The organism is Streptomyces sp. PR69 (genome assembly GCF_026420845.1).
Taxonomy (GTDB): Bacteria; Actinomycetota; Actinomycetes; order Streptomycetales; family Streptomycetaceae; genus Streptomyces.
Map to the genome: position 1 here is coordinate 171595 of NZ_JAOWCB010000006.1, position 24116 is coordinate 195710.

Sequence of the window (24116 nt, forward strand, 5' to 3'; positions counted from 1 at the left end):
CAAGAGGGCTGCAGGCCGTAATGGGGCAGGCCGCATCTTCAGAGAGGACACCATGCGCGACGCGTACCACGAGGAACTGGACTCGATCGGCGAGGGCCTGGTCGAGATGGCCCGGCTGGTCGGGTCGGCGATCGGGCGCGCCACGACGGCCATGCTCGACGCCGACCTCAAGCTCGCCGAGAACGTGATCGCCGGGGACCAGAAGGTCGACGACCTCCAGCACGACCTGGAGGCCCGGGCCATAGCCCTGCTGGCGCGGCAGCAGCCGGTGGCGACGGATCTGCGGATCGTGGTGACGTCGCTGCGGATGAGCGCGGACCTGGAGCGCTCGGGCGACCTGGCCCAGCATGTGGCCAAGCTGGCCCGGCTGCGCTTCCCGGAGAAGGTCGTCCCGAACGACCTGCACGCCACGCTGCTGCAGATGGGACAGCTGGCGCAGCGCCTGATGGCGAAGGCGGCGGAGGTCATCATCACCAAGGACGTCGATCTCGCCCTTCAGCTGGAGCAGGACGACGACGAGATGGACCTGCTGCACCGCACGCTGTTCCAGCATCTGATGGACGACCGCTGGAAGCACGGCATCGAGACGGCCGTCGATGTGACGCTGCTCGGCCGCTACTACGAGCGCTTCGCGGACCACGCAGTGGCCGTCGCCAAGCGCGTCGTCTACCTGGTCACGGGCGAGCACGCGGACGAGATCCAGCAGCCGGTACAGGTCGAGGGCGCGTAGCCCCCGCGGTCTCCGCGGTCCCGGATACGGCGGTGCGCTGTTGATGCACCCGCCGGAGTGGGCATGCAATGGGGGCTTAAGGCGGCACGTCCGGTTCGCCGACGAGGAGGCATCCATGGCCGAGTCCCCCATAACCGACCCCCTGCCCGACACCCCCGACACCCCCCGCGACGTGGCATTCCTGCCCGTCCTCGGCGCCTGCGGCTGCGGCTCTGGCTGCGGCTGCGGCTGCCAGTCGGGCGGCCCGTGCCAGTGCGGCGGCGCCTGCGGCTAGCTGCCGCCGCGGACGCCACGACAGCCGTTGAACGCAGCAGGGCCCCGTCCGATGACGGACGGGGCCCTGCTGCGTTGCGACGATTTCCCCGGCAGCCGTGCGCCGGGCGATCGCGTAATACCTACTTCTTCTTGCCCTGGGTCTTGCGAAGGATCTTGGCGACCTGCATCCATGCAGCTCCAAGTGCTGCCCACGGGCACCCGACCGGTCATCGTTGGTCGTTGTTGGCCGCCTTCGATCGCCCTCGGACGGCCCAGAGACGGCCCGGCGTCGACAGGCACAAACGCGCTGGAATCATGACCCCATGGAGCCCGTGGACACGCAGGACAGCCTTCGATACTTGTTGAACGAATGGGACCCCATCGGTGTTGCCGACGCTGTGCAGGACGAGTACGACTGCATGATTGCCCCACTCCTCAGTCGCCTGTACGACGGGGCGGGGAGAGCCGAGATCAGCGAGTTCCTGTGGTCCGAGCTGAAAGATCACTTCGGCCTAGATCCGACATACCAGGAGGTTGACAGCGTGGCGAGCCGACTCGTCGCCTGGTGGGCGGACACAGCCGGAAGCTGAACCACGCGGGCGGCGGAACGGCTTTGGGCGGGAGCTGCCATGGGGCGAGGGATCGGGGGGCCCGTAAGCTTCCGGCGACTCGGGCAGTCTGTGGACCTGCCCGCAATAGCCCGAGATGGGCCCCGATCTTCGAGGCTCGCCCCATGGTGGCTGCCTAAAGCCGCGAAGCCGACCGCCCCAGCCCCCGCCGGGCCGTTCTGGCCTCGGCCAAGATGGCTCGCTCAGCCGCGCGACCGGCGGAGCCGGGGACGGAGCGGGGCGGAGACAGGAGCGTCGTCTCCGGCGGGGAGCCGGGGAGCCCGCGGCGAGCGGAGCGAGCCGCCTTGATGAGGTAGAGAAAATTGGTCCGCGCTGCGTGTGTGGATGGGCTGATGCCGGGCTGTCGGCGAGCTGGCCTGCTGGGTTACGGTGCCGTTCATGCCCTCTGCGCTGGGCCGTACCTCGCCGCCGCCGTCGAGCGGACGTATGCCCGCATGGGCGGTCAGCCGACGTAGGGCTCCATCTCGCCTGACAAGCCGCGGTCGATCCGCATCCGCATGGACGGGTGGATGTTCAGCTCGTCCAGCCTGCTCGGTGAGCCCGCGCTGCGCCACTTCTACGCCTCGGTGCTCCTGGACGCCGGGGAGAACGTCAAGGCGCTCGCCGAGTACCTCGGGCACTCAGACCCCGGCCTCACCCTGCGCGTGTATGCGCACCTGATGCCCTCCAGCCAGGAGCGCACCCGCAAGGCGGTCGCCGCGGTCTTCGGTACGGGCCCGACAGACACCTGACGGCCCAGCGACGGCCCCAGAGCGCGACCGAGCCCCCTGCCCGCGGCGGACCCGCAGGCAGGGGGCATGATCAGTGCGTATTACTTCTTCTTGCCCTGGTTCTTGACGGCCTCGATGGCCGCGGCCGCCGCCTCGGGGTCGAGGTAGGCGCCGCCGGGGGTGACCGGGTTGAAGTCGGGGTCGAGGTCGTAGACCAGCGGGATGCCCGTGGGGATGTTCAGGCCCGCGATGTCGGCGTCGGAGATGCCGTCCAGGTGCTTGACCAGGGCGCGCAGGCTGTTGCCGTGGGCGGCGACCAGGACCGTGCGGCCGGTGAGGAGGTCGGGGACGATGCCGTCGTACCAGTACGGCAGCATGCGCGTCACGACGTCCTTGAGGCACTCCGTGCGCGGGCGCAGCTCGCTCGGGATGGTGGCGTAGCGGGGGTCGTGGGCCTGGGAGAACTCGCTGTCGTCGGCGAGCGGCGGCGGCGGGGTGTCGTATGAGCGGCGCCAGAGCATGAACTGCTCCTCGCCGAACTCGGCCAGGGTCTGCGCCTTGTCCTTGCCCTGCAGCGCGCCGTAGTGGCGCTCGTTCAGCCGCCAGGTGCGGTGGACGGGGATCCAGTGGCGGTCGGCGGCCTCCAGGGCGAGCTGCGCGGTGCGGATGGCGCGCTTCTGGAGGGAGGTGTGCAGTACGTCGGGGAGCAGGCCGGCGTCCTTGAGCAGCTCACCGCCGCGGACTGCCTCCTTCTCGCCCTTCTCGGTGAGGTTGACGTCCACCCAGCCGGTGAACAGGTTCTTCGCGTTCCATTCGCTCTCGCCGTGGCGGAGGAGGATCAGCTTGTACGGTGCGTCGGCCATGCGTACGAGACTAATCGACGCGCCGACGCTTGACGGCCCCCGTCAATTCGGTGGCGACGCCCCCCGCACGGCCCGTAACTTCCAGGTGTCCGCGGGGCCGCTTACGTGCACACCCCGCGTCCGCCATTTCGCATGCCAAGCGCCGGGGGAGTCCGCTTGTCCATCCCGTTCGTCGTCCCGCTCATACGCTCGGCTCGCAGCACGGTGTCCGGGCTTCCCGGCGGCTTCTGGTGGCTGTGGCTGTCGACCCTGGTGAACCGTACGGGCGCGTTCGTCCTGACCTTCCTGTCCCTCTTCCTCACCCAGGAGCTGGGGTTCTCCGGCTGGTACGCGGGGCTGGTCATCGCCCTGCACGGACTCGGCGGCATCGCCGGGGCGCCGCTGGGCGGAGTGCTCAGCGACCGGTGGGGGCGGCGGCCCACGATGGTGGCGGGTCAGCTCGGCGGGGCGGTCGGCGCGCTGGCCCTGGCGGTGGTGACCAGCCCCTGGGCAATCGCGGCGGTAGTGCTGCTGATGGGCGTCGCCATGCAGGCGGTACGGCCCGCGATCAGCGCGACCATCGCGGACCAGGTTCCGGAGCCGGACCGGCGACGCGCGTACGCGCTGAACTACTGGGCGCTGAACCTGGGCTTCGCCATCGCGGCGACGGGCGGCGGCGCGGCGCTGGTCCTCGGTTACCGGACGCTTTTCGTGGTGGAGGCGTGCGCGGTGGTGCTGTGCGCGCTGATCGTGTTCCTGAAGCTGCCGGAGACGCGGCCGGAGGCGGGTCAGGGCGAGGACGGCGAGCCGGACCCGGAGGCCGAGGCCCAGCAGAAGCTGTCGACCCTGGACATCCTCCGGGACGGCCCGTTCCGCACGCTCGTGCTGCTGAGCCTGCTGGTGTGCACGCTGTTCATCACGCCGTGGGTGGGCCTGCCGCTGACGATGACGGGCGCGGGCCTGCCCCCGGATTCGTACGGCCCGGTCATCGCCGTCAACGGCGTAGTGATCGTCGCCCTCCAGCTGCTGGTCAACAAGGTGACCGAGCGGCGGAAGCCGGTGACGCTGCTGGTGGTGTCGTCGCTGCTGTTCGCGGTGGGGCTGGGCGCGACGGCGCTGGCGGGGACGCCGGTGATGTTCGCGGCGACGGTGGTGGTGTGGACGCTGGGCGAGATGGTGTTCGTCCCGGTCAACGCGGCGGCGACCGCCCGGCTGGCCCCGGTCCACGCCCGGGGCCGCTACCAGGGCGTGATGGGCATGGCCTGGTCGGTGGGCGGCTTCGTCGCCCCCATCTCGGCCGGCTGGATCGTCGAGGGCCCCGGCCCGGCGGTCCTGTGGCTCTCCTGCGCGGCCATCGGCGCGGCAGCGGCGGCGGGCTACGGCCTGCTGCTGCGCCGCGCGCTGTCGGAGGACGCGCCACGGGAGGCGGAGCCGGTGGCCCCGAAGTCCCCGCGGCCGTCGGCCGGTGAGACCCGCGAGAAGCAGCCCTCTTAGCAAGGACGGGGCATCGGCCTCGTACGGACCGGACCGGGGCGTGCGGACACGGGGGGGGGGCCGTACGCCCCGGTCACTCCCCTGCATCCGGCCGCTCTGCCAGAGCGCGCAGGCGGCCTGCGGCCCTGTGCTTGGGCGGGCGGGTGAGGGCAGCCTACGCGGGCACGGGATCGACCGTGATCGCCGAAGACGTGGTGTGCACATGGGCGTTCGTCACCACTTCGGAGGTGCAGAGCTCGGCCCGGTCGAGGAGCTGCGAGCACCCGCCGACGTGGAGGAGATCGACCACCCAGTGGCGTGCGAGACCGACCGTGCTCGGCAGGTTCGGGCCGGAGAACCGGTAGTTCGCGCCCGGCTGGGGCGGTGGTGCGGGAGGTGACATGTATGCCCCGTGGCAAGATTGGCGCTCAGCGTTAACCACATTGGGTGGACCGTGGCACGGTTACGCGCGACACTGTGCGCAGACAGGGGAAGGGACTCATGCCGCCGAGGGACAACCCGACAGCCCGCCAGGCCCGGCTTGGCGCCGAGCTCCGCAAGCTGCGCGAACGCGCGGGGAAGACCGCCCGAGAGGCGGCAGGGATGGTCTCGACCGACCAAGCCAAGATCAGCCACATCGAGGCCGGCCGGATCGGGGTCAGCGAGGAACGCATCCGCAAGCTCGCCGTCTACTACGCCTGCGACGACGAGGCCCTCGTCGAGGCCCTGTGCGGCATCGCGCGCGAGCACAGAGGACAGCACTGGTGGGACAGCTACCGGGGTGTCCTCGCCCCAGGGTTCCTCGACATCGCCGAACTTGAGCACCACGCCATCCGGCTTCGATGCCTGCAACCGGTCACGTTCCCCGGCGTCCTCCAGACCGAGGACTACGCGCACGCCCTGTTCGCCAGTGTCATCCCGCAGCTCCCCGACGACGAAGTGCGGGCCCGTGTCGAGCACCGCATGAAGCGGCAGGCGATCCTGGAGCGCGAGACCGCTCCCCCTTTCGAGGCGATCGTGCACGAGGCAGCCCTGCGCATGCGCGTAGGCGGGCGAAAGGTCGCACGCAGCCAACTCGAACACCTCCTGTCCGTATCCGAGCGCCCCGGCCTGACCCTCCGGGTGATCCCGTTCACGAACGAGGACTTCATCGAGGTGACGCAGACCGTGATGTACGCGAACGGTGTCGTACCGCAACTAGACACCGTGCAGATCGACACCCCGTTCGGCGGTCGCTTCCTCGACGCAGCCGGGGAACTCGACCGCTATCGCACGCTCTTCGACTTCGCCGAGCAGGCAGCGCTGGATCCCGAAGAGTCGCGAAGCTTCATTCATCACGTCGCAAGGGAACTGTGAGAGTCAGAATGAGTGAAATCAATTGGCAGAAGTCGAGCTACTCCGGCGGCGGCGGTGAGCAGTGCCTCGAAACAGCCAAGGTCGCCGGTGGAATCCTCCTGCGCGAGAGTGACGACCCCGGTGTCATCGTGAAGACCACGCCAGAGAACCTCGCCGCCTTCATCCTCGGCGTGAAGAACGGCGAATTCGACCACCTCATCGGCTAGAGCCGACAAGGCACAACAGTGCCCCTCGTCCAACCGGGCGGGGGGCACTCGCATATGCCGATCCGCATACATGCCCCGTAGCACACTTGTCACCTCGCCTGACGTAGCGCTACCGTCGCTGTGCGTCGCGGGCGAGGGCCGATCCTTGGCGGGATCGCGCCCACATCCGCGCAAGTCCTCCCATGCACAAGTCCCGTTGGAAAGGACTCCCCGAGAGCCGCCCCTGACCACGCGTGCCTCTAGCGCGCCCCACGGGGCGACCATGCCACTGGGACAGGAGGGTCAGCCGTGCGCGCCATCCGGGTACAGGTTCGCACCGCGCACGCGGCAGGAATGACACCCTGCGAGACGGAGCGCGCGGCCGAGTGTGCGGTTACGCCCGTGCACCATCTCGAACTTGGCGTGCGCACCTCCCATCACTACACCCAACACGTCTCTTTTCGACCGGAATTGAGCCCATGAGCGCGAAGATCATTACGGAACACCCCGCATGGCGCACGACCCCCAAGGGGGAGCAGGCCCGCCTCGTCGAGCACGAGGGCGCCGCGTGGCTCGCCATCTGGAACCACCGGAGCGAGCATCTCGCACTACAAGCCATCACGGGTGACCCTGCCGCCGAGCAGCCGCCCGTCGCCTACACGTCACCGATCGACCTGCCCACCACTCCCGAGCAAGCCGTGCCGCTGCTCGACGAGTTGGTGCGCTTGGGCACCGTGGCACGTCTCACCAACCCCTCGTTGTGGGACGCGATCGTTACGGCGATCCTCCGCCAGGTCGTGAGTGCGAAGCAGGCTCGACGACGCCACCAGTCGTTCTACGCCGCGTACGGGCGCAACTTCACTACGGCGACCGGCGAGTTCGCGCTCGTGCCGACTCCTGAGACGGTGCTCGCCCTCCCTGACGACGGATTCGCCGCCGTCGGAACGAAGTTCAACCGCACCGCGCTGCTTGCTGCTGCCGAGGCGTACCTCGACCGCGGCGAGCAGTGGGTCACCCTCGACCCCGAAAGCCTGATCAAAGAACTTGTCGAGGTGCCCCGCATCGGTCCGTGGACCGCCGCCGCAGCCGCGGCTGACTTCACAGGCGACTTTTCGATCTACCCGCACGGCGACCTCGCTGTGCGCACATGGGCCCGGAAGGCGGCCCCCATCCTCGAACTCCCCAGTTCCGACTTCGAGTTCGAGGCCATGTGGCGCCGATGGGCGCCCGATCGCACCCAACTGCACGCCCTGACCCTTTTCACTCTCACGTGGGGGAGCAATGACCTTAACGACCACGGAGGACGGCACCGCCTCTGACCTGATCGCCGGTGCCGACCCGCTCCGCGTCCTCGACGCCCTGTTCGTGAACGCGCCACTCCGTGACTACGCCCTGCGGCCCCGGACGAACGACTACACCCTGCCGGTCCTCGGGATGGCGTACATCGCGACGTACGCGCAGCAGGCCGGTTTCCACGTGGGCGTGCTGGACGCCGAGGCGCACGGGCTCGGCATCGACGAGACCACCCACCTGATCAACACCGTCCGGCCTCGATGGGTGGGGATGAACCTGCTCGCCCCCACGTACGAGATGTCGGCCCGGATCGCCGCCGACCTCGACCCCGAGATCGCACTCATGGTCGGGGGCCACCACGCCCGCGCGATGCCCGACCGCATCCTCGGCGACCCGCGCATGGGCAACCTACGCGCCCTGGTGATCGGCGAGGGCGAGACGCGCGTCGCCGCACTGCTCGCCGACGAGCGCCGCCGCGCCGAGCTGCCCGGGGTGATGTGGCGCGACCGGCTGCTCGGCACCCACGCCGCCGGAATCGCGCGCGACAAGGCCGACTGGCTCAGCCCGGACATAGACGCCCTGCCGCTCGTGAACCGCGAGTTCCTGCCGCAAGACCCGTACGGCGCCGACGACGGCCGGACCGAGGCGAACATCGTCGGCTCGCGCGGGTGCCCGTACGACTGCGGGTTCTGTGGCGCCGCCGTCTCGGCGAACCCCGACGTCAAGATCCGGCCCCGCTCGCCCGAGGGCATCGTCGACGAGCTCGACCACCTGCACGAGACCCACGGGACGACCGCGTACCGATTCGTCGACGACCTCTTTCTCGGCGCAAAACGGGTGATCGTCCCGCAGATGGAGGCGTTCTCCCGGCACAAGATCGGCGACCGGTACGTGTGGGACGCCACCGGGAGGATCAACGTGTTCGACCGCCTCGACGACGCCATGCTCGACACGCTCAAGGCGAACGGGCTGCGCGAGGTCGCCCTCGGTATCGAGTCGGGTAGCGATCGCGTGCTTGCCGGGATGGACAAGCGGATCACGGCCGAGATGACCGCGCAGGTCGCTGCTCGCCTGCTCGCGCGCGGCATCGGCGTGAAGGGCTATTTCATCCTCGGCTACCCCGGGGAGAAGCAGGAAGACCTCGACGCGACCGTGCGCCACATCCACAACCTGTGGGCCATCGCGGACCGGCATGCCTCCGGCCGGTTCCGGGCGAGCGTGTTCGAGTTCCGGCCCTACCCCGGCACGCCGATCTGGAAGACGCTCACCGACGCCGGGTACGAGCCCGACACCCTGCTCGCGTACTCCGACGTCGACCTGACCGCGGACGGCGCCGACGAGTCCATGCGGCAGCGCGACGAGTTCAATTTCTCGGTCGGCGTCCAGTTCGGCACTGTCCCTCTCCCCAAGCTGCGCGCGACGCTCGCTGAGCTCACCCGCGAACAGCACGACCGCAACCGTCCGGGAGTCGCCGCGTGAACTCACACCCCGGCGTGTTCGTCACGATCGACGGCCCGGGCGCGGTCGGCAAGTCCACCACGGTCGCCGAGCTCGGACGTCTGCTCGCCAGCCGCGGAAGCGGCGTCCACACGACGGCCGAGCCCTCGTCCAGCGAACTCGGCGAGTTCACCCGGTCCAAGGCGGACCACATCCGCGGACGCGCACTCGCCTGTCTCGTCGCGGCGAACCGGTATGAACACATCGAAGTCGAGCTCGACCCGGTACTCAAGGCCGGCTATACCGTCGTCTGCGACCGCTACCTCGCGTCGAGTCTCGTTCTCCAACAGCTCGACGGCGTGCCCGAGCCCTTCGTGCTCGCCCTGAACCGGCACGTCCTGCTGCCCGACCTGGCCGTGATCCTCACCGCACAACCGGAGACCATCGCGGCCCGCCTCGCCGAACGTGGAAAGCGCCACCGCTTCCACGACGCCCCGACCGGACCGGCCCGAGAGGTCGAGCTCTACCGCGATGCTGCACAGACCTTGATGATTCTCGGCGTCGAGGTGCTCGTGCTCGACTCGACCGACGCCACCCCTACGGATGTAGCGAAGCGAATCGCCGACGCCCTGTCCCCTCCCGGGGGTAGCGTCGTCAACCACAGCAAGCACGACGATCCCACGGTGAACTCATGAACGCAGCACCCGCGGCCCCCGTGATCGACACGCATGTGATCCTGCGCGACGGCGACAAGATCCTGCTGTCACAGCGCGGGGGCCCCTACGGCTACGGCCGGTGGCACGCCCCCTCGGGCAAGCTCGACGCCGGCGAGCCGCTCACCATCGGCGCCGCACGCGAGCTGCGGGAAGAGACCGGCGTCGAGGTCGACCCCGAGCGCCTGCGGCTTGTGCACGTCGTGCACCACAAGCAGAGTCCCGAGGTTGCGCGAATCGGCCTGTTCTTCCTGGCCACGACGTGGCAGGGCGAGCCGGTCAACCGCGAGCCCGAGAAGTGTCTCGACCTGCGGTGGTGGTCCGTGCACGAGCTGCCCGAGGACATCATCGAGTACCCCGCCGCCGGACTGCTCGGCTACCTCGACGGCGGCGAGCCGCTCACCGAACACGGTTGGTCGTAAGGCACGGCCAACAGGCAGCCGCCGCCCCCGCCACGGGCTGCTCCTCGTGGCGGGGGCGGTCGGCGCTTCGACCTCGTACAGACCTGCCCGGGGCCGTCAGTCGGCGCCCGGCCCGGGCCTACTTCGACGGCTGGGTCAGATGGGCGAAGGCCTCAAGGTTGCGCGTGGATTCCCCGCGCGAGACCCGCCACTCGTACTCCCGCTTGATCGCACTGGCGAAGCCCAGCTCCAGCAGGGTGTTGAACGATCCGTCGGCCGCCTCCAGCACCGTGCCCAGCAGCCGGTCCAGCTCCTCGGGGGACACCACCGACAGCGGCAGTCTGCCGACGAGATAGATGTCGCCGAGCCGGTCAATCGCGTAACTCAGCCCGTACAGCTTGAGGTTGCGCTCCAGCAGCCAGCGGTGCACCGCCGCGTCGTTCTCGTCGGGATGGCGGATGACGAAGGCATTGACGGAGAGCGAGTGGTTGCCGATGAGGAGGGAGCAGGTGGTGGACAGCTTGCGGGTGCCGGGGAGTTTGACGACGTACGAGCCCGGTTCCGGACGCTCCCATTCCAGGTCGGCGTCGTCGAGGGTCTGCTCGACGATCCGCGCGATGTCGTCGTTCCGTGCGCGTGAGTTCTGTGCGTTCGGGTTCCGTGCGTTCGGGTTCCGTGCGTCTGGTGCCTCAGCCATGGGCTGAGCGTACGTCAGCGGCGCCCTCCCGGCGGGGTCAGACGTGGCGCAGCCGGTGGCGGCGGTGATGGTGGTGCCCGCCGCGCTGCCCGTGCCGCTGGGCGTGGTCGTACATCGCGGCCGTATAGACGTCCGCCGTCCTCGCCGCGGCCGTGTCCCAGCCGAAGGAGCGGGCGTGGCGGGCGGCCGCCTCGCCCATCCGGGCCAAGCGGTCCGGATCGGCCAGCAGGCCGGACAGCGCGTCCGCGTAGTCGGCCGGGTCGTGGCCGGGCACCAGCACGCCGGTCAGCCCGTCGCGGACGGCCACCGGCAGCCCGCCGACCTCGGCCGCCACCACCGGGGTGCCGCAGGCTTGCGCCTCGATCGCGACCAGGCCGAACGACTCGCTGTAGGAGGGCATCACCAGGACGGACGCGGCCCGGAACCAGTCGGCAAGCCGGTCCTGCCCCACCGGCGGCTGGAAGTGGACGAGGTCCGCGATGCCGAGCCGGGCGGCCAGCTTCTGCAGGCCCTCCGGCTTGGCGAGACCGCTGCCGCTCGGCCCGCCGACGACCGGCACGAAGAGACGGGAGCGCAGCGAGGGGTCGCGCTCCAGCAGCAGCGCGACCGCGTGCAGCAGGATGTCCGGGGCCTTCAGCGGCTGTATGCGGCCGGCGAAGAGCGGGATGAACGCGTCCTGCGGCAGGCCGAGGCGCACCCGTGCGGCCGCGCGCCCGTCGCGCCCAGCGCTCTCACTGAGCCCATCGCTCCCAGTGAGCCCACCGCTCCCGCTGAGCCCGTCGCGCCCGGCGGCCGGACGGAAGCGTTCCAGATTGACGCCGGGGTGGACGACGGCGACCTTGGCGGGATCGGCGTCATAGTGGCGCACCAGCTCGTCGGCCTCCTCCGCGGTGTTCGCGATCAGCCGGTCGGCCGCGCGCACGATCTGCGTCTCGCCGATCACCCGGGCCGCCGGCTCGGGGGTGTCGCCCTCGGCCAGCGAGGCGTTCTTGACCTTGGCCATGGTGTGCATGGCGTGCACAAGCGGCACGCCCCAGCGTTCGGCGGCCAGCCAGCCGACATGGCCGGAGAGCCAGTAGTGCGAGTGGACCAGGTCGTAGTGGCCGGGACGGTGGCCCGCCCACGCCTGCATCACGCCGTGGGTGAAGGCGCACAGCTGCGCGGGCAGCTCCTCCTTGGCCAGCCCCTCGTACGGGCCCGCGTCCACATGGCGTACGAGCACGCCCGGCGCGAGTTCCACGGCCGGCGGCAGCCCGCCCGCGGACGCGCGCGTGAATATCTCGACCTCGACGCCGGCGGCGGCCAGCCGCTTGGCGAGCTCGACGATATAGACGTTCATGCCGCCCGCGTCGCCCGTGCCCGGCTGGTGCAGGGGCGAGGTGTGGACGCTGAGCATGGCCACGCGGCGGGGCCGGCGGTGACCGGCGCCGAAGCGGAGGCGCGGGGCCGGGAGGCTGCCGCTGAGGCGGGACACGTACTGGCTCACGTCGTCGGTCCTCCTCGCTTGTGGCACACGCCGCCGGGCGCGGAGCGGCGCGGCCGGGCACGGGGCGTCGGCTGGCTGCCCCGCACAGCCGCACAACAGCTGCGGCCGCCCCTTCCATTTCCCCCTCACCTCCACTTTGCCAAATCATTGCCCAATGGGCGGCACGGCCTCGGGACGCCTCTTCGGGCCCGTACCCTCGATGCCATGACGCGCCGCCCCGTAGGCACCGCGACCCGCGGGACGACCAACCCCAACCGGCTCCGCCGCATGGACCGCTGGATCGCCGCTGTGCACGGCCCGGCGCTGCGCCGCGCCGAGACCCCGCCCGTGGCCGTCGACCTCGGCTATGGGGCGGCCCCCTGGACCGCCGTGGAGCTGCTGACGCGGCTGCGCACCGCCGACCCCCGCTGCCGGGTCGTCGGCATCGAGATCGACCCGGAGCGGGTCGCGGCGGCGCGTCCGTACGAGCGTGAGGGGCTGGACTTCCGGCACGGCGGCTTCGAGGTGCCGGCCGGCGGCCCGGTCGCCCTGATCCGGGCGGCGAATGTGCTGCGCCAGTACGACGAGAGCGCGGTCGCGGACGTGTGGCGGCTGCTGTGCGGGCGGCTGGCCCCCGGCGGGCTGCTGGTGGAGGGGACCTGCGACGAGATCGGCCGGCGGCATGTGTGGGTGGCGCTCGGGCCTGGGGGGCCGCGGACCGTGACGTTCGCCACGCGGCTCGGCTCGCTGGAGCGCCCCTCGGACCTCGCGGAACGGCTGCCGAAGGCCCTGATCCACCGCAATGTGCCGGGGGAGCCGGTCCATGCGTTCCTGCGGGACTTCGACCGGGCGTGGGCGGCGGCCGCCCCGTACGCCTCACTGGGGGCGCGGCAGCGCTGGATCAGCGCCGTACGGGAGTTGGCGGCCGACTGGCCGGTGCGCGACGACCGGCGGCGGTGGCGGCAGGGGGAAGTGACGGTCGCCTGGGAGGCGCTCGCGCCGGGGCTGTGAGCCGCGGGGGAACGCACCTCGGGGAACGCGGAGGCGGCGTCGCCCGTCTCAAGGGGCGGGGTGGCCGGGCGGTCGGAAGTCGTCCGTCGCCGGGTCTGTCGCTTTCCCGCACGTCATGGCACTATCGCGTGGGCTCGATACGTTACTGACGGTAAATCAGACAACGGAAAATCAGACAGAGGGTCCTGGAGGGGGAGCCGTGAACCGACGCCGCTGTGCCGCTGCCGCGATCCATGTGGTGTGCGCGCTGGCCACGGTGACCGCGCTGAGTGTGCTGGCGTCGCCGGGCACGGCGTTCGCCGCGCCGGCGCCTCCCCCAACGGCCCCCGCGACCCCAGCAGATCCCGTGGCTCCAACGCCCCCCGCGGCTCAGGCCGGCGAGCCGGAGAACAAGAAGACGCTGGACGAAGTACGCCGGGAAATCGACGCCCTCTACCGCCAGGCCGCCTCCGCGACCGACGCGTACAACCTCGCCGAGGAGCGGGCGGAGAAGCAGTCGGCCGAGATCGTCCGGCTGGCCCGCGAGATCGTCAGGGGCGAGGCCCGGATCAAGGAGCTCAAGGACCGCGCGGGCGCGGCCGCCCGTGCCCAGTACCGGGGCGGCGGGCTGCCCCCTGAGGCGCAGTTGGCGCTCACCGACGACCCCCGGCTGTTCCTGGACGGAGTCGGCAGACTCCAGGAGAGCCAGAAGGCCACCAAGGACCTTCTCTCCGAACTGAACCGCGTCCAGGCCGATCTGACCGCGTACGCGAAGTCCGCCAGCGACCACTGGACGGAGCTCGAAGCCCACCGCGTCAGGCAGGAGAAGGCCAAGAAGGCCATCAACGCCAAGATCGAGGCGGCGAAGAAGCTGGAGGACGAGCTGGAGAAGGAGGAGCGGGAGCGGCTCCTCCAGCTCGAACGCCGGGCGCAGTACGAGGCGCAGGCCAAGTGGCTCGACTCCGGCGCGCTGAAGGAGATCAACCGCAGCGCGAGCGACCAGGGCAAGAAGGCGCTGGAGTTCGCGACGGGGCAGATAGGCAAGCCGTACGTGTGGGGCGCCGAGGGCCCGGACTCATACGACTGCTCGGGGCTGACGTCGCAGGCGTGGGCGGCGGCCGGGCGCACCATCCCGCGCACCTCGCAGGAGCAGTGGCGGCTGCTGCCCAGGATCGATGTCAAGGACATGCGCCCCGGCGACTTGATCATCTACCACGCGGACGCCAGCCATGTGGGAATGTACGTGGGCGACGGCGCGATCGTGCACGCCCCGCGTCCGGGCCGCGATGTCACCCTCGCGGGCGCGGGCTCAATGAAGATCCTCGGAGTCGTACGCCCCGACAAATGATCTGTTGATGACCCGTTGAGGTGTGAGGCACTCAACTGGCCCAGTCAGCCGCAGAGGTGACGTGCGCCACTGACTCCGCGTGACGTTCGTCATGACGGAGGCCGGTGCTGGGGCGGCAAGTGCTGCCCGATGCTGCGCATATGCCATCGGCGCATAGCGCAAAGCCATTCCGCGCGGGCTCCGGGACCGCTATGGTCCTCGTCCGGTGGGGCGCGATTCGCCGCCCTGCCGCCCTCGGGGGGAGGGAAGGATTCCAAGGCCGATGCCCGCACCCGCACCCGTACCCGTACCGCGACAGAGGAAGGTCCCCCTCGCGGAAGCCGCCCCCGGCGGCGCCGCCGGCACGCCCTCCCTCGACGACGTCACGGTCCGTGACGGCACAGTCCGTGACGGCACGGTCGGCGAGGGTACGGCCGACGGCGGCGCTGCCTGTGACGGCCCCGTCGGGGGAGCCGGAGCCGGGGAGCTCACCATGAGCGGCAGCGCTCTCACCCTGCTGGTGATCGAGGACGACCCGGCGGGCGCCTTCACCGTGCCGGAGCTGCTCGACGAGTCGGGCTCGGGCACCCGGGTCCGGATCCGCACCGCCCGCAATCTCACCGAGGCGGAGCGGCTGCTCACCGACGACATCCACTGTGTGCTGGTCGACCTCGCGCTGCCGTCGGGGCGAGCGGGCGCTCCGGACGCGGAGCCGGACGACCTCGCTCCGCTCCGGCACGTCCTGCGGCTCGCGCCCCGGCACGCGGTGCTGGCGCTGGCCGCGACCGGCGACGCCGAGCTGGCCGCCCGGGCCGTACGGGCCGGGGCCCAGGACCATCTCTTCCGCGAGGAGCTCGACGGCCGGCTGCTGAGCCGCGCCATCCGGTACGCCGTGGAGCGCAAACGGGCCGACGCGACCCAGGTGAAGCTGACCGAGTCACGGCTGCGGGCGCAGGAGAACGCACGCCTGGAGCGCGGGCTGCTGCCCACTCCCCTGCTCCAGGGCTCCGAGCTGCACTTCGCGTCCCGGTACCGGCCGGGACGGTCGCGGGCGCTGCTGGGCGGCGACTTCTACGACACCGTCCGCACCCCGGACGGCACGGTGCACGCCATGATCGGCGACGTCTGCGGGCACGGCCCGGACGAGGCGGCGCTCGGCGTGGAGCTGCGGATCGCCTGGCGGGCGCTGACGCTGGCGGGCCTGTGCGGGGACGAGCTGCTGTCCACGCTCCAGGAGGTGCTGGAACACGAGCGGGAGAGCGAGGAGATCTTCGCGACGCTCTGCACCGTCGACATCGCGCCCGACGGACGGCAGGCCGGCCTGTGCCTGGCGGGCCACCCGTCACCGCTGATCGCCCGGCCGGGGAGGGCGGCCCGGCTGCTCCCGTACGAGGACGGCGGACCGGCGCTCGGCCTGCTGCCGCGCGCCCGCTGGCCGCGCCGCGCGGTGGAGCTGGGCGACGCCTGGAGCCTGATGATGTACACGGACGGGCTGATAGAGGGCCGCTCGGCGGGTCCGGGCACGCCGCGGCTCGGCCAGGACGGCATGGCGGCGATGGTGAACCGGCTGCTGGCCGCGGGGCTCAGGGGCGAGGCGCTGCTGGAGTCCGCGGTGACGCAGGTGGGCGAGCTGAACGGCGGGGAGCTGACGGACGATGTGGCGGTGCTGCTGCTGAGCCGTCGGCCCGGTCCCGCGTAAGGCCCCTGGGGCCGGGTTCACCGGCCGCTGCGGCTACACGGGCGCCGGGACTGTCGGGTGCGGGAGCTATCGGGTGCCGGAGCTATCGGCCGCCGTTGTAGGGCCCGTACGGCCCGTCGCTGCTGGAGCCGCGGCGGCCGCGGCCCCCGCCGGAGACCTGCTGGAGGGCGGGACGCACGTCCACGAAGAAGACGATGCTGGCGATCAGACCGGCGATCGACAGGAAGAGCACGCCGAGGAACAGGTTCACAGCGACCGCGATGCCGAGGATGACCAGCCAGAACGTCTTGGTCTGCTTGCCGGCGGCGCGGTAGGCGTCCTCGCGGGCGAGCGCCGCCATGATCAGTGCGGTCACCGACGTCACGATGAAGAGCGTATTGACCAGGAACCAGAGCCCGAACTCGAATCCTGCACGCAACATGGTCAGCACCGCCTTGTGAGCTGTTTGGGTCTGTGTCTAGCGCCTCCCGGCAAAGGTACGCCAACGTACCGGGAGAACGCGCCGGGCACCTCAAAGGTGCCCGGCGGTTCCTGTGTGCAATCGGCGCGCGTGCGCCCAGGGTGCGTTACCTGGCCGGAGGCGTGGCCTTCTTGGCGGCGGTCTTGCGGGCGGCCGGGGCCTTGCGGGCAGGCGCGGCCTTCTTCTCCTCGCCAGCCGTACCGGCGTCCGCCGCCTTCTCCGCCTGCTTGTCCGCCGTCTTGTCCTGCTGCCTGTCCTCCTGCGGCTCGACGGCGACGGCGATCTCGGTGATCTCCTCCGCGGCCTCGCCGCGCCAGGTCCTGACGGCCTGCTCACCGTGCTCGGCGACCTTCTCGTATGTGTCGCGGACCTTCACGGCGGACTCGACGGCGAAGCCGACACCGCGCAGCGCCAGGTCCTGAGCGGTCTCGCCGAACTTCCGGAAGTCGGTGTCCAGGTTCTCGAACACCTCGGCGACCTTGGCCTGCACGGTCGCCGAGGTCTCCTTGGCCTGCGCCGCCATCTTCTCCTGCACGGCCCTGGGATCGGTCTTGCGCACCGCCTCGATCCGCGCCGGCGCCTCGGCCCGGATCTGCTCGACCAGCTCGGGCAGCTTCAGCGCCTGCTGGTAAGCGAGATCCGCGGTGCCCGCGGCGAAGTAGAGGGGCTTGGGGTCGGTGAAGGTCTTGCGCAGGTCATCGGTGATGGCCATGTCTGTGGTCCTCCCGGATCGCGGAGTCAGCGTTTACGTTTCTGCCTTCGGGGGCACCTCGGGGTTGTCCGCCTCCGCCACGACACCCGGCGCCGCGTCCTGCTCCGCGCCGAAGCCGTTCTCCTTGCGGAACGAGTCGTAGATCTGCAGCAGCACCTGCTTCTGCCGCTCATTGATCGAGGGATCGGCCAGAATGACGGCCCGCGTCTGACGCTCCTCGCGCTCCCGCTCATCGAGAATCCCGGCCCGCACGTACAGCGTCTCCGCGGAGATCCGCAGGGCCTTGGCGACCTGCTGCAACACCTCCGCGCTTGGCTTGCGCAGCCCGCGCTCGATCTGACTCAGATACGGATTGGACACGCCGGCCGCCTCGGCAAGCTGCCGCAACGACAACTGCGCACTGCGCCGCTGCTCGCGCAGATACTCCCCGAGATTGCCGACGTTGAGTGATGCCATGCCTCGATGATGCCGCCACTTGCTAACTATTGCAAGCACATGCTTGCAATAGTGTTCCACACAACAGCCGCCGGGCCCTTCTCCACTACCGGGAGCCGGGCGGCCCGGGGTTGACCTTGACCTTGGGGGAGCCCACAGCATCGGTGGGGCCGGGCGACGGGCTCGGTATGAGGAGGGGCGAGCATGGGGTTGCTGACCATCGGGGCGTTCGCGAAGGCGTCCCGGCTGTCGCCGAAGGCGCTGCGTCTTTATGACGAGCTGGGCCTGCTGACCCCCGCTCGCGTCGACCCGGTGACCGGCTACCGCCTCTACGCGCCGGAACAGCTGGACCAGGCCCGACTGGTCGCCTGGCTTCGGCGCCTGGGGATGCCCCTCGCCCGCATCCAGCACGTCTGCACACTGGAGGCGGGCCCGGCGGCCCAGGAGATCCGCGCGTTCTGGGCGCAGGTCGAAGCCGACGTCGCCGCGCGGCGGGGCCTGGCCGCCTTCCTCATCGACCATCTGTCCTGGAAGGACGACCCTGCCATGTCCTCGACCGCCCAGCCCCTGGGAATCCGCTACGCCGCGCTGTCCGACGCGGGCCTGGTCCGCGAGAGCAACCAGGACACCGCCTACGCCGGTTCCCGCCTGCTCGCCGTCGCCGACGGTTACGGCGAGCAAGGAGCTCCCGCGAGCGCCGCCGCCGTCGACGCGCTCAAGCGTCTCGACACCGACGGCATCCCGGCGGGCAACCTCCTCAACGTCCTCGAGGATGCCTTCGAAGAAGCCAAACAGGCCGTGCACGACGTCTCTGGAGCCGGTTCTTCCGCCGGAGGGGCCGGTACGACGCTCACCGCGATGCTCTGGACCGGATCGCGACTGGCCCTCGTCCACATCGGCGACTCCCGCGTCTGCCTCCTGCGCGAAGGGGAGCTGTTCCAGATCACCCACGACCACACCATGGTGCAGTCGATGGTCGACGAGGGACGCATCAGCCCGGAAGAGGCCGCCTCCCACCCCCAGCGGTCGCTGCTGATACGCGCCCTGGGCGAAGGAGCCGACGCCACACCCGACATGCGCCTTCACGACGCCCGGCGGGGAGACCGTTACCTGCTGTGCTCCGACGGTCTGTCAGCTGTCGTGGCGGCCGGAGAAATCCGCCGGGTGCTCTCCGGGACCGATGAGCCGGAGCAGGCGGTCCGCGAACTGATCGCCCTCGCCAACGGCTCCGGCGGCCCCGACAACGTCAGCTGTGTGGTCGCCGACGTCGTGGAGCTCCAGCTGTAAGAGCAGGCGGCACGTCAGGACCGTGCTCCGCGAGGGTGGCATGGCGACGTCGCGCTGACGCCGTGCGCCGTCGGGCCCACCCGCTCATGGTCGACTGGCTCGCGGCCGCGTTGACGGACCGTCGGGGCGCGCCACCGCGAGCCGGTCGCCGTGGCACGGCATCGGACGGGGCGGAGGGGGGCGGACGGGTCGGATCAGGAGGTCCAAGCGATGGACGTGGCGCGTGAAGGGTTCTCCGTACCGGTCATCGGACCGCTGTACGAGAAGCCCACCCACTACTACCGCGGCTCCCGCTTGATGTTCGCAGCGGTCCACCGGCCGGCGCATCATGACGCTCACCACGTCCATCGGCCATCCGGCAGACCCCGGTGAGCTGGACGACTACCCCGTACTCCTGCTCCGCAAGATCCCCAACAGCAGTCCGGGCGCCCCTCCGAGCGTCTGCGAGCTGACCCGCACCACTCCCTCCTTCATCCCCCACCGCACCGCCGACGGCTCCCCCGACCTATGGCAGAGGCGCGCCTCGCTGGCCATGGACTCCCGCTCGGAAATCGACCCGCTGCACGCCTTCGCCCCTCGGGATCATCCGCGGCTACTACGGCACCGTCGATATGACGCTGCCTTACGGGGAACCGATCCACGACTACCTCCGGCCATGACACAGCGGGTTCGAGGCGTAGCGGGCCGGGGTGGTGCCGAGGATGCGCTTGAAGTGGCGAGTCAGGTGGGGCTGATCGTAGAAGCCCGCGGCGGGCGCGACCTCGCCGGGCGGCAGGCCGTCGAGGAGGAAACGGCGGGCCAGGTCGATACGGCGGGAGACGACGTACTGGTGCGGGGCGATGCCGAAGGCGGCGGTGAACGCGCGGACGAGGTGCGTCGGGTGGGCGTGGAGGAGGCGGGCGGCCTCCGCCAGGCCGAGGCCCTCGACGAGCCGGGCGTCCAGCAGGTCGCGCAGGTCGCGGGCGACGCCGCGGCCGGGCGGCCTGCCGTCGGAAGCCGCGTGGCCGACGCCCCGGCCGCCGAAAGCCGCGCCACTGGACGTCGCACCGCCGAAAGCCGCGCCACCGGACGCAGCGCCGCCGGCAGCCGGGCTGCCTGCGACGGGTCCGGGACGCAGATGCATGCGCAGTCGCTCGCCGATCAGAGCCAGTCGGCTCTCCGCCTCCAGTTCGTCGCCGCGGTGCGCGAGGACCGTGTGGAGCCGGGCGACCCGGCGGCGCAGCAGCGGGTCGACAAGGTCGGGGGTATCCACGGCGCGTCCGATCAAGCGCTCGTCGAGGTGCGTCATATCGAGGTAGACGACCCGCTTGCGGAAGCCGCGGGACGTGGCCGGTGAGCCGTTGTGCGGAATGTGCGGCGGGAGCAGGGACACGGTGTCGTCCGGCGTGCCGTGCTCACGGCGGTGGAGGTCGTAGCGGACCGCGCCGTCGTCGACGATCAGCAGCGTCCAGGCGTCATGCACGTGCATGGGGTACGCGTGCTCCGTGAAGCGGGCGTGCAGCACCTCCACGACGCCCGCGACCCGCGGACGCCAGGCGGAGACCTCCTGTCGCGACGCCACGCAAAGAACGTACAAGACCGCCCGGGCGCCCGCCCGGCAGTCTCACCGCATGAGAACCCATGACGATCTGCCGCCGGCCCCGGTCCGCTTCGACACGAAGATCGCCGTCCTGCTGCGTGCCGACCTCGAACCCTGGCAGCGGCTGAATGTGACCGCGTTCCTGGTCAGCGGGCTCGGCACGGCGGAGCCTGAGGTGATCGGCGAGCCGTACGCGGACGCCGACGACACCGCGTATCTGCCGATGTTCCGCCAGCCGGTGCTGGTCTTCGAAGGGACGAAGGAGACGCTGACCGCCGCACACGACAGGGCGCTGTCGCGCTCGCTGCGGGCGGCCGTGTTCACCTCGGATCTGTTCCGTACGGGCAATGACCGGGACAACCGTGCGGCGGTGCGGGCCGTGGGCAGGGACCAGTTGGATCTGGTGGGGTTGGCGGTGTACGGGCCGCGCAAGGCGGTGGACAGGGTGCTCAAGGGGGCGCGGATGCATCCCTGAGGTGGGGGCGGTGTCCGGCGGGGTGTTTGGGTGCTGCTGGTTTTTGTCTCCCCTCCCCCGCCCCTTCCCGTAACTGGGGGCTCCGCCCCAGACCCCCGGTCCTCAATCTCCCCCAGACTCCGTCCGGGAGGTGCCCCCAACGGGCTTGATTTGGCTGCGCCAAGTCCCAGCCCCGCCGGCAATGAGGCTTGCACATCAAGCCCCGCCGACGCTTGAGTCGCGAGGGCCAGAAACCCAGCCCCGCTGGCGCTTGAGGCGCGGGGACCAGCACATCCAGCCCTGCCGCGATTGAGGCGCGGGAGCCGGAAATTCAGCCTCGCCGGCGTTTGAGGCGCGGGGGTCCGGGGGCGGAGTCCCCGGAAAAGGGGGCGCAGGGCAGGGCCCTGCTTCTCATGGCGGTCGGCACCCGTCCGACCGCCTCCGCCCGGTGTCCGGACGGGGGCGGGGGCAGTCGGACGGGTTGCCGCCTGGGTCGGCCCTGCATTGATCGTCGCCAAGGGAGGGACCCTAGTCAATCCTCGGATCTGCTCCTCAAATCCAAGTGTTAGCTTGGGTGTTGTGACTCTTGACGATCTTCGTGTCTTCGTCGCCGTGTGCCGGGCGGGCAGTCTCAGCGCCGTCGCCCGGGAGCTGGACTGCACCCAGTCGGCGGTGAGCCAGCATGTGCGGCGGCTGGAGCGGGAGACCGGGGTCAGTCTGCTGGAGCGCCATGCGCGGGGCGTCGTGCCCACCCCGGCGGGGCGGGTGCTGTGCGACGCGGCCGCGGACGGCATCGCCGGGCTGGACTTCGCGCTGCGCCGACTGGGCGATCTGGCGCGCGGGGAGAGCGGATCGGTACGGGTGACGACGGGCGCGACCACGGTGCGGCACTTCATGTCGGAGGCGATCGTCGCGTTCCGGCGGGCCTATCCGAGGGTGAGCCTGGAGTTCCGTACGGAGAACTCCAGCCGCAGCTGCTTCGACGCGCTCGCCGCCAGCGAGCTGGACCTCGCCTGGATCACCGTCGGCGGCCCGGTGCGCGGCATCGAGCAGCGGCCCGTCGTCGAACTGCCCTGGGTGGCGGCGGTCCGCTCGGACGACCCGCTCGCACGCCGTACCCGGATCGAGGCGTCCGACCTCCCGGGCATCCGGCTGATACGGCTGCCGCGGAACTCCACGTCCGGGGCCCGGCTCGACGCCGCTCTCGCCGAGCTGGGCGTCCGGATCAGCTCGGACACCAGCGTCGCCGACTGGGACACCGCGCTGCTGCTCTCCGAGCTGGGCCTCGGCCATGCCGTCGTACCGGCCCTGCCCGGCTGGCAGGTGCCCGGCGACGACGGCGCGCCGCTGCGCCTCGTCCCCGTCCCCGCGCTGCCGCCGCTGCCGGTGGGGTGGGCCGTACGCCACTGGGACGCGCTGCCGCCGCTCGCGCGGACCTTCGCGGACATGGTCGCCCGCAGCTGCCGGGAGCGGGCGGCGTCCCGCGCATAGCCCCGTGCACAAGCAGCAGGCGGGCGCATGAGCCGTGCGGCTGAACGTGCGGCGCGCTGAAATGCGCCCGCAGGGGGAAGCCCGTGCGACCGGGGGCGTATGAGCCGACGGCCCCGTGTGCGTCCGGTCCTGACTGACGTCACATCACTTCAGGTCACAGGCACGGTGGTTCATGGGACAGCTCGCGACCACAGGTTGATGTGAGATGTGCGCCGCCGCGCCTAGCGTCCTGGGCCATGCGAAGACTTTCACGCTCCCTCACTCTGACGGCCACCGCGCTGCTGGCGTTCGCCGCCCTGCCGCTTGAGGCGCATGCTGCTCCCCCGGCCCCGCCGGCCGCCTCCCCGCCGGCCGCCACGCCCGCCTCTCAGGAGCCCGCCTTCGCCCCGGCGGACTCCGTCACCGACGTGCGCACCCGGCTGCCCCGCCCCACCGGCCCGTATGCGGTCGGCCGCGACAGCCTCCATCTCGTCGACACCGGCCGCCCGGACCCCTGGGTGCCAGAGGCCGGGGCGCGTGAGCTGATGGTGGAGATGTACTACCCGGCCCGGCGCGGCACGGGACGTCCCGCCCGGTACACGACGGCGGAGGAGGCCCGGCTGCTGCTGGAGGCGTATGGCATGGCGGGCGCGTTCCCTCCGGAGACCCTCGGCGGCACCGCCGTCCACGGACGCGTCGCCGCCCAGCCCATGCGCAGCGTCCCGGGCCGGCATCCGCTGGTCGTGCTCTCCCCCGGCTTCGGGGCGCCGCGCTACACGCTCACCGGCCTGGCCGAGGACCTCGCCTCCCGCGGCTTTGTGGTCGCCGCCGTGGACCACGCGTACGAGTCGGCCGGCACGGCCTTCCCCGGCGGCCGGATGCTGACCTGCGTGGCCTGCGAGAAGGTCCGGACCGGCGAGGACCGGGACGTCCTCGTTCGGGGTCGCGGCGACGATGTGTCCTTCGTCCTGGACCGGCTCACCGGGCCCCGCCCCGCCTGGCGGCACGCAACGATGATCGATCCCCGCCGGATCGGCATGGCCGGCCACTCGATCGGCGGAGCGAGCGCGGCCGCGACCATGGCGGGCGACCGCCGGGTACGCGCGGGCATCAACATGGACGGCTCTTTCGGCAGCTCCGCCGTACCCGCGGACGGGCTGGACGGCAGGCCGTTTCTGATGCTCGGCACCCATGACGGGACCCACCTCCCCGGCGGTGCGGACACCAGCTGGGACGAGGCATGGGACCGGCTCGACGGCTGGAAGCGCTGGCTGACCGTCGCCGGATCCACCCACTACAGCTTCTCGGACCTGCCCGCCTTCCTGGACCAGCTCGGCCTGCCCCAGCCGGGGTCGGACGGCGGGCGGCCGCCGCTGCCCGGCGTCCGCGCACTGGAGATCGCCCGCGCGTATACGGCGGCCTTCTTCGACGCCCATCTCAGGTGCGTCCCCCAGCCGCTGCTCCGCCGCCCGTCCGCCGGCTATCCGGAGGTGTCCTTCCACCAGCCGTGACCTGTG

At 71.0% G+C, this 24116-nt stretch carries 25 protein-coding genes and 1 pseudogene; 18 read left to right on the forward strand and 8 right to left on the reverse strand.

Annotated features, from left to right (window positions below; translation table 11 throughout):
* Positions 1 to 52 precede the first annotated feature (52 nt).
* The 4 genes and pseudogenes from phoU to OF819_RS08220 all read left to right on the forward strand — a co-directional run.
* Complete coding sequence (gene phoU / locus OF819_RS08205; RefSeq protein WP_267242721.1) at positions 53 to 730, forward strand: phosphate signaling complex protein PhoU; 678 nt, start codon at positions 53 to 55, stop codon at positions 728 to 730.
* A gap of 115 nt (positions 731 to 845) precedes the next feature.
* Positions 846 to 1004 (forward strand): hypothetical protein, encoded by a 159-nt coding sequence (locus tag OF819_RS08210; RefSeq protein WP_267242722.1) that lies wholly within the window; start codon positions 846 to 848, stop codon positions 1002 to 1004.
* Between the two features lie 304 nt (positions 1005 to 1308).
* Positions 1309 to 1575 carry a hypothetical protein gene (locus OF819_RS08215; RefSeq protein WP_267242723.1) on the forward strand — a complete coding sequence of 89 codons (267 nt, stop codon included), beginning with the start codon at positions 1309 to 1311 and terminating at the stop codon, positions 1573 to 1575.
* A 572-nt stretch (positions 1576 to 2147) separates the two neighbouring features.
* Positions 2148 to 2345, forward strand: a pseudogene (locus OF819_RS08220) (site-specific integrase); the annotation flags it as partial.
* A gap of 80 nt (positions 2346 to 2425) precedes the next feature.
* Here the strand turns inward: OF819_RS08220 and OF819_RS08225 are convergent.
* On the reverse strand, positions 2426 to 3187 hold the full coding sequence (locus OF819_RS08225) for a phosphoglyceromutase (RefSeq protein ID WP_267242724.1): 762 nt from the start codon (positions 3185 to 3187) through the stop codon (positions 2426 to 2428).
* Between the two features lie 156 nt (positions 3188 to 3343).
* Between OF819_RS08225 and OF819_RS08230 the strand changes: the two genes are divergently transcribed.
* Entirely contained in the window at positions 3344 to 4660 is a 1317-nt protein-coding gene (locus OF819_RS08230) for an MDR family MFS transporter (protein ID WP_267242725.1), read from the forward strand.
* Between the two features lie 154 nt (positions 4661 to 4814).
* Here OF819_RS08230 and OF819_RS08235 read toward each other — a convergent pair whose 3' ends face one another.
* On the reverse strand, positions 4815 to 5042 hold the full coding sequence (locus tag OF819_RS08235; protein WP_267242726.1) for a hypothetical protein: 228 nt from the start codon (positions 5040 to 5042) through the stop codon (positions 4815 to 4817).
* A gap of 98 nt (positions 5043 to 5140) precedes the next feature.
* Here OF819_RS08235 and OF819_RS08240 point away from each other — a divergent pair, with 98 nt between their 5' ends.
* The 6 genes from OF819_RS08240 (at position 5141) to OF819_RS08265 (ending at position 10045) form a co-directional block, all read left to right on the forward strand.
* On the forward strand, positions 5141 to 5995 hold the full coding sequence (locus OF819_RS08240) for a helix-turn-helix domain-containing protein (RefSeq protein WP_267242727.1): 855 nt from the start codon (positions 5141 to 5143) through the stop codon (positions 5993 to 5995).
* A gap of 8 nt (positions 5996 to 6003) precedes the next feature.
* Positions 6004 to 6201: a DUF397 domain-containing protein gene (locus tag OF819_RS08245; RefSeq protein WP_267242728.1), complete on the forward strand. Its 198-nt coding sequence runs from the start codon at positions 6004 to 6006 to the stop codon at positions 6199 to 6201.
* A gap of 458 nt (positions 6202 to 6659) precedes the next feature.
* A complete protein-coding gene (locus OF819_RS08250) occupies positions 6660 to 7499 on the forward strand; it encodes a hypothetical protein (RefSeq protein WP_267242729.1) in 840 nt (279 codons plus the stop codon).
* Positions 7462 to 8952, forward strand: coding sequence for a B12-binding domain-containing radical SAM protein (locus tag OF819_RS08255; RefSeq protein WP_267242730.1), 1491 nt, complete (start codon positions 7462 to 7464; stop codon positions 8950 to 8952). Before OF819_RS08250 ends, OF819_RS08255 begins: the two co-directional genes overlap by 38 nt.
* Positions 8949 to 9605: a dTMP kinase gene (gene tmk / locus OF819_RS08260; RefSeq protein WP_267242731.1), complete on the forward strand. Its 657-nt coding sequence runs from the start codon at positions 8949 to 8951 to the stop codon at positions 9603 to 9605. The genes OF819_RS08255 and tmk overlap by 4 nt, the downstream gene beginning before the upstream one ends.
* Entirely contained in the window at positions 9602 to 10045 is a 444-nt protein-coding gene (locus tag OF819_RS08265) for an NUDIX hydrolase (protein ID WP_267242732.1), read from the forward strand. Before tmk ends, OF819_RS08265 begins: the two co-directional genes overlap by 4 nt.
* Positions 10046 to 10163: 118 nt before the next feature.
* On the opposite strand, the gene OF819_RS08270 is transcribed toward OF819_RS08265, so the two are convergent.
* Positions 10164 to 10721, reverse strand: coding sequence for a YbjN domain-containing protein (locus OF819_RS08270; RefSeq protein ID WP_267242733.1), 558 nt, complete (start codon positions 10719 to 10721; stop codon positions 10164 to 10166).
* A gap of 37 nt (positions 10722 to 10758) precedes the next feature.
* A complete protein-coding gene (gene mshA, locus OF819_RS08275; protein WP_267242734.1) occupies positions 10759 to 12207 on the reverse strand; it encodes a D-inositol-3-phosphate glycosyltransferase in 1449 nt (482 codons plus the stop codon).
* A gap of 204 nt (positions 12208 to 12411) precedes the next feature.
* Here mshA and OF819_RS08280 point away from each other — a divergent pair, with 204 nt between their 5' ends.
* From OF819_RS08280 to OF819_RS08290, 3 genes are all read left to right on the forward strand, one after another.
* Entirely contained in the window at positions 12412 to 13197 is a 786-nt protein-coding gene (locus OF819_RS08280; protein WP_267242735.1) for a class I SAM-dependent methyltransferase, read from the forward strand.
* 199 nt (positions 13198 to 13396) lie between these two features.
* Positions 13397 to 14524, forward strand: a complete 1128-nt coding sequence (locus tag OF819_RS08285; protein ID WP_267242736.1) for a C40 family peptidase — start codon at positions 13397 to 13399, stop codon at positions 14522 to 14524.
* Between the two features lie 472 nt (positions 14525 to 14996).
* Complete coding sequence (locus OF819_RS08290; RefSeq protein WP_267242823.1) at positions 14997 to 16202, forward strand: PP2C family protein-serine/threonine phosphatase; 1206 nt, start codon at positions 14997 to 14999, stop codon at positions 16200 to 16202.
* A gap of 82 nt (positions 16203 to 16284) precedes the next feature.
* Here the strand turns inward: OF819_RS08290 and OF819_RS08295 are convergent, their stop codons facing one another.
* The 3 genes from OF819_RS08295 to OF819_RS08305 form a co-directional block, all read right to left on the reverse strand.
* Positions 16285 to 16623 carry a DUF2516 family protein gene (locus tag OF819_RS08295; protein ID WP_267242737.1) on the reverse strand — a complete coding sequence of 113 codons (339 nt, stop codon included), beginning with the start codon at positions 16621 to 16623 and terminating at the stop codon, positions 16285 to 16287.
* A gap of 145 nt (positions 16624 to 16768) precedes the next feature.
* Positions 16769 to 17374, reverse strand: a complete 606-nt coding sequence (locus OF819_RS08300) for a hypothetical protein (protein WP_267242738.1) — start codon at positions 17372 to 17374, stop codon at positions 16769 to 16771.
* A 33-nt stretch (positions 17375 to 17407) separates the two neighbouring features.
* On the reverse strand, positions 17408 to 17830 hold the full coding sequence (locus OF819_RS08305; RefSeq protein ID WP_267242739.1) for a helix-turn-helix domain-containing protein: 423 nt from the start codon (positions 17828 to 17830) through the stop codon (positions 17408 to 17410).
* Positions 17831 to 18013: 183 nt separating this feature from the next.
* Between OF819_RS08305 and OF819_RS08310 the strand changes: the two genes are divergently transcribed.
* A complete protein-coding gene (locus OF819_RS08310; protein WP_267242740.1) occupies positions 18014 to 19096 on the forward strand; it encodes a MerR family transcriptional regulator in 1083 nt (360 codons plus the stop codon).
* A gap of 643 nt (positions 19097 to 19739) precedes the next feature.
* Here the strand turns inward: OF819_RS08310 and OF819_RS08315 are convergent.
* Complete coding sequence (locus OF819_RS08315; RefSeq protein WP_267242741.1) at positions 19740 to 20657, reverse strand: AraC family transcriptional regulator; 918 nt, start codon at positions 20655 to 20657, stop codon at positions 19740 to 19742.
* A 49-nt stretch (positions 20658 to 20706) separates the two neighbouring features.
* On the opposite strand from OF819_RS08315, the gene OF819_RS08320 reads away from it, so the two are divergent.
* From OF819_RS08320 to OF819_RS08330, 3 genes are all read left to right on the forward strand, one after another.
* Positions 20707 to 21150: a DUF2000 domain-containing protein gene (locus OF819_RS08320; protein ID WP_267242742.1), complete on the forward strand. Its 444-nt coding sequence runs from the start codon at positions 20707 to 20709 to the stop codon at positions 21148 to 21150.
* 558 nt (positions 21151 to 21708) lie between these two features.
* A complete protein-coding gene (locus OF819_RS08325; protein ID WP_267242743.1) occupies positions 21709 to 22620 on the forward strand; it encodes a LysR family transcriptional regulator in 912 nt (303 codons plus the stop codon).
* A 236-nt stretch (positions 22621 to 22856) separates the two neighbouring features.
* Positions 22857 to 24110 carry an alpha/beta hydrolase family protein gene (locus tag OF819_RS08330; protein WP_267242744.1) on the forward strand — a complete coding sequence of 418 codons (1254 nt, stop codon included), beginning with the start codon at positions 22857 to 22859 and terminating at the stop codon, positions 24108 to 24110.
* Positions 24111 to 24116 lie beyond the last annotated feature (6 nt).

Bases quoted from the DNA above. Each gene is read 5' to 3' on its own strand.
- OF819_RS08305 (WP_267242739.1), bottom strand. From the start codon at position 17,830: ATGGCATCACTCAACGTCGGCAATCTCGGGGAGTATCTGCGCGAGCAG.
- OF819_RS08250 (WP_267242729.1), top strand. From the start codon at position 6,660: ATGAGCGCGAAGATCATTACGGAACACCCCGCATGGCGCACGACCCCC.
- OF819_RS08235 (WP_267242726.1), bottom strand. From the start codon at position 5,042: ATGTCACCTCCCGCACCACCGCCCCAGCCGGGCGCGAACTACCGGTTC.
- OF819_RS08270 (WP_267242733.1), bottom strand. From the start codon at position 10,721: ATGGCTGAGGCACCAGACGCACGGAACCCGAACGCACGGAACCCGAAC.
- OF819_RS08210 (WP_267242722.1), top strand. From the start codon at position 846: ATGGCCGAGTCCCCCATAACCGACCCCCTGCCCGACACCCCCGACACC.
- OF819_RS08240 (WP_267242727.1), top strand. From the start codon at position 5,141: ATGCCGCCGAGGGACAACCCGACAGCCCGCCAGGCCCGGCTTGGCGCC.
- OF819_RS08290 (WP_267242823.1), top strand. From the start codon at position 14,997: ATGAGCGGCAGCGCTCTCACCCTGCTGGTGATCGAGGACGACCCGGCG.
- phoU (WP_267242721.1), top strand. From the start codon at position 53: ATGCGCGACGCGTACCACGAGGAACTGGACTCGATCGGCGAGGGCCTG.
- OF819_RS08245 (WP_267242728.1), top strand. From the start codon at position 6,004: ATGAGTGAAATCAATTGGCAGAAGTCGAGCTACTCCGGCGGCGGCGGT.
- OF819_RS08215 (WP_267242723.1), top strand. From the start codon at position 1,309: ATGGAGCCCGTGGACACGCAGGACAGCCTTCGATACTTGTTGAACGAA.
- OF819_RS08225 (WP_267242724.1), bottom strand. From the start codon at position 3,187: ATGGCCGACGCACCGTACAAGCTGATCCTCCTCCGCCACGGCGAGAGC.
- OF819_RS08300 (WP_267242738.1), bottom strand. From the start codon at position 17,374: ATGGCCATCACCGATGACCTGCGCAAGACCTTCACCGACCCCAAGCCC.
- OF819_RS08295 (WP_267242737.1), bottom strand. From the start codon at position 16,623: ATGTTGCGTGCAGGATTCGAGTTCGGGCTCTGGTTCCTGGTCAATACG.
- OF819_RS08310 (WP_267242740.1), top strand. From the start codon at position 18,014: ATGGGGTTGCTGACCATCGGGGCGTTCGCGAAGGCGTCCCGGCTGTCG.
- OF819_RS08255 (WP_267242730.1), top strand. From the start codon at position 7,462: ATGACCTTAACGACCACGGAGGACGGCACCGCCTCTGACCTGATCGCC.
- OF819_RS08330 (WP_267242744.1), top strand. From the start codon at position 22,857: ATGCGAAGACTTTCACGCTCCCTCACTCTGACGGCCACCGCGCTGCTG.
- OF819_RS08320 (WP_267242742.1), top strand. From the start codon at position 20,707: ATGAGAACCCATGACGATCTGCCGCCGGCCCCGGTCCGCTTCGACACG.
- OF819_RS08280 (WP_267242735.1), top strand. From the start codon at position 12,412: ATGACGCGCCGCCCCGTAGGCACCGCGACCCGCGGGACGACCAACCCC.
- OF819_RS08265 (WP_267242732.1), top strand. From the start codon at position 9,602: ATGAACGCAGCACCCGCGGCCCCCGTGATCGACACGCATGTGATCCTG.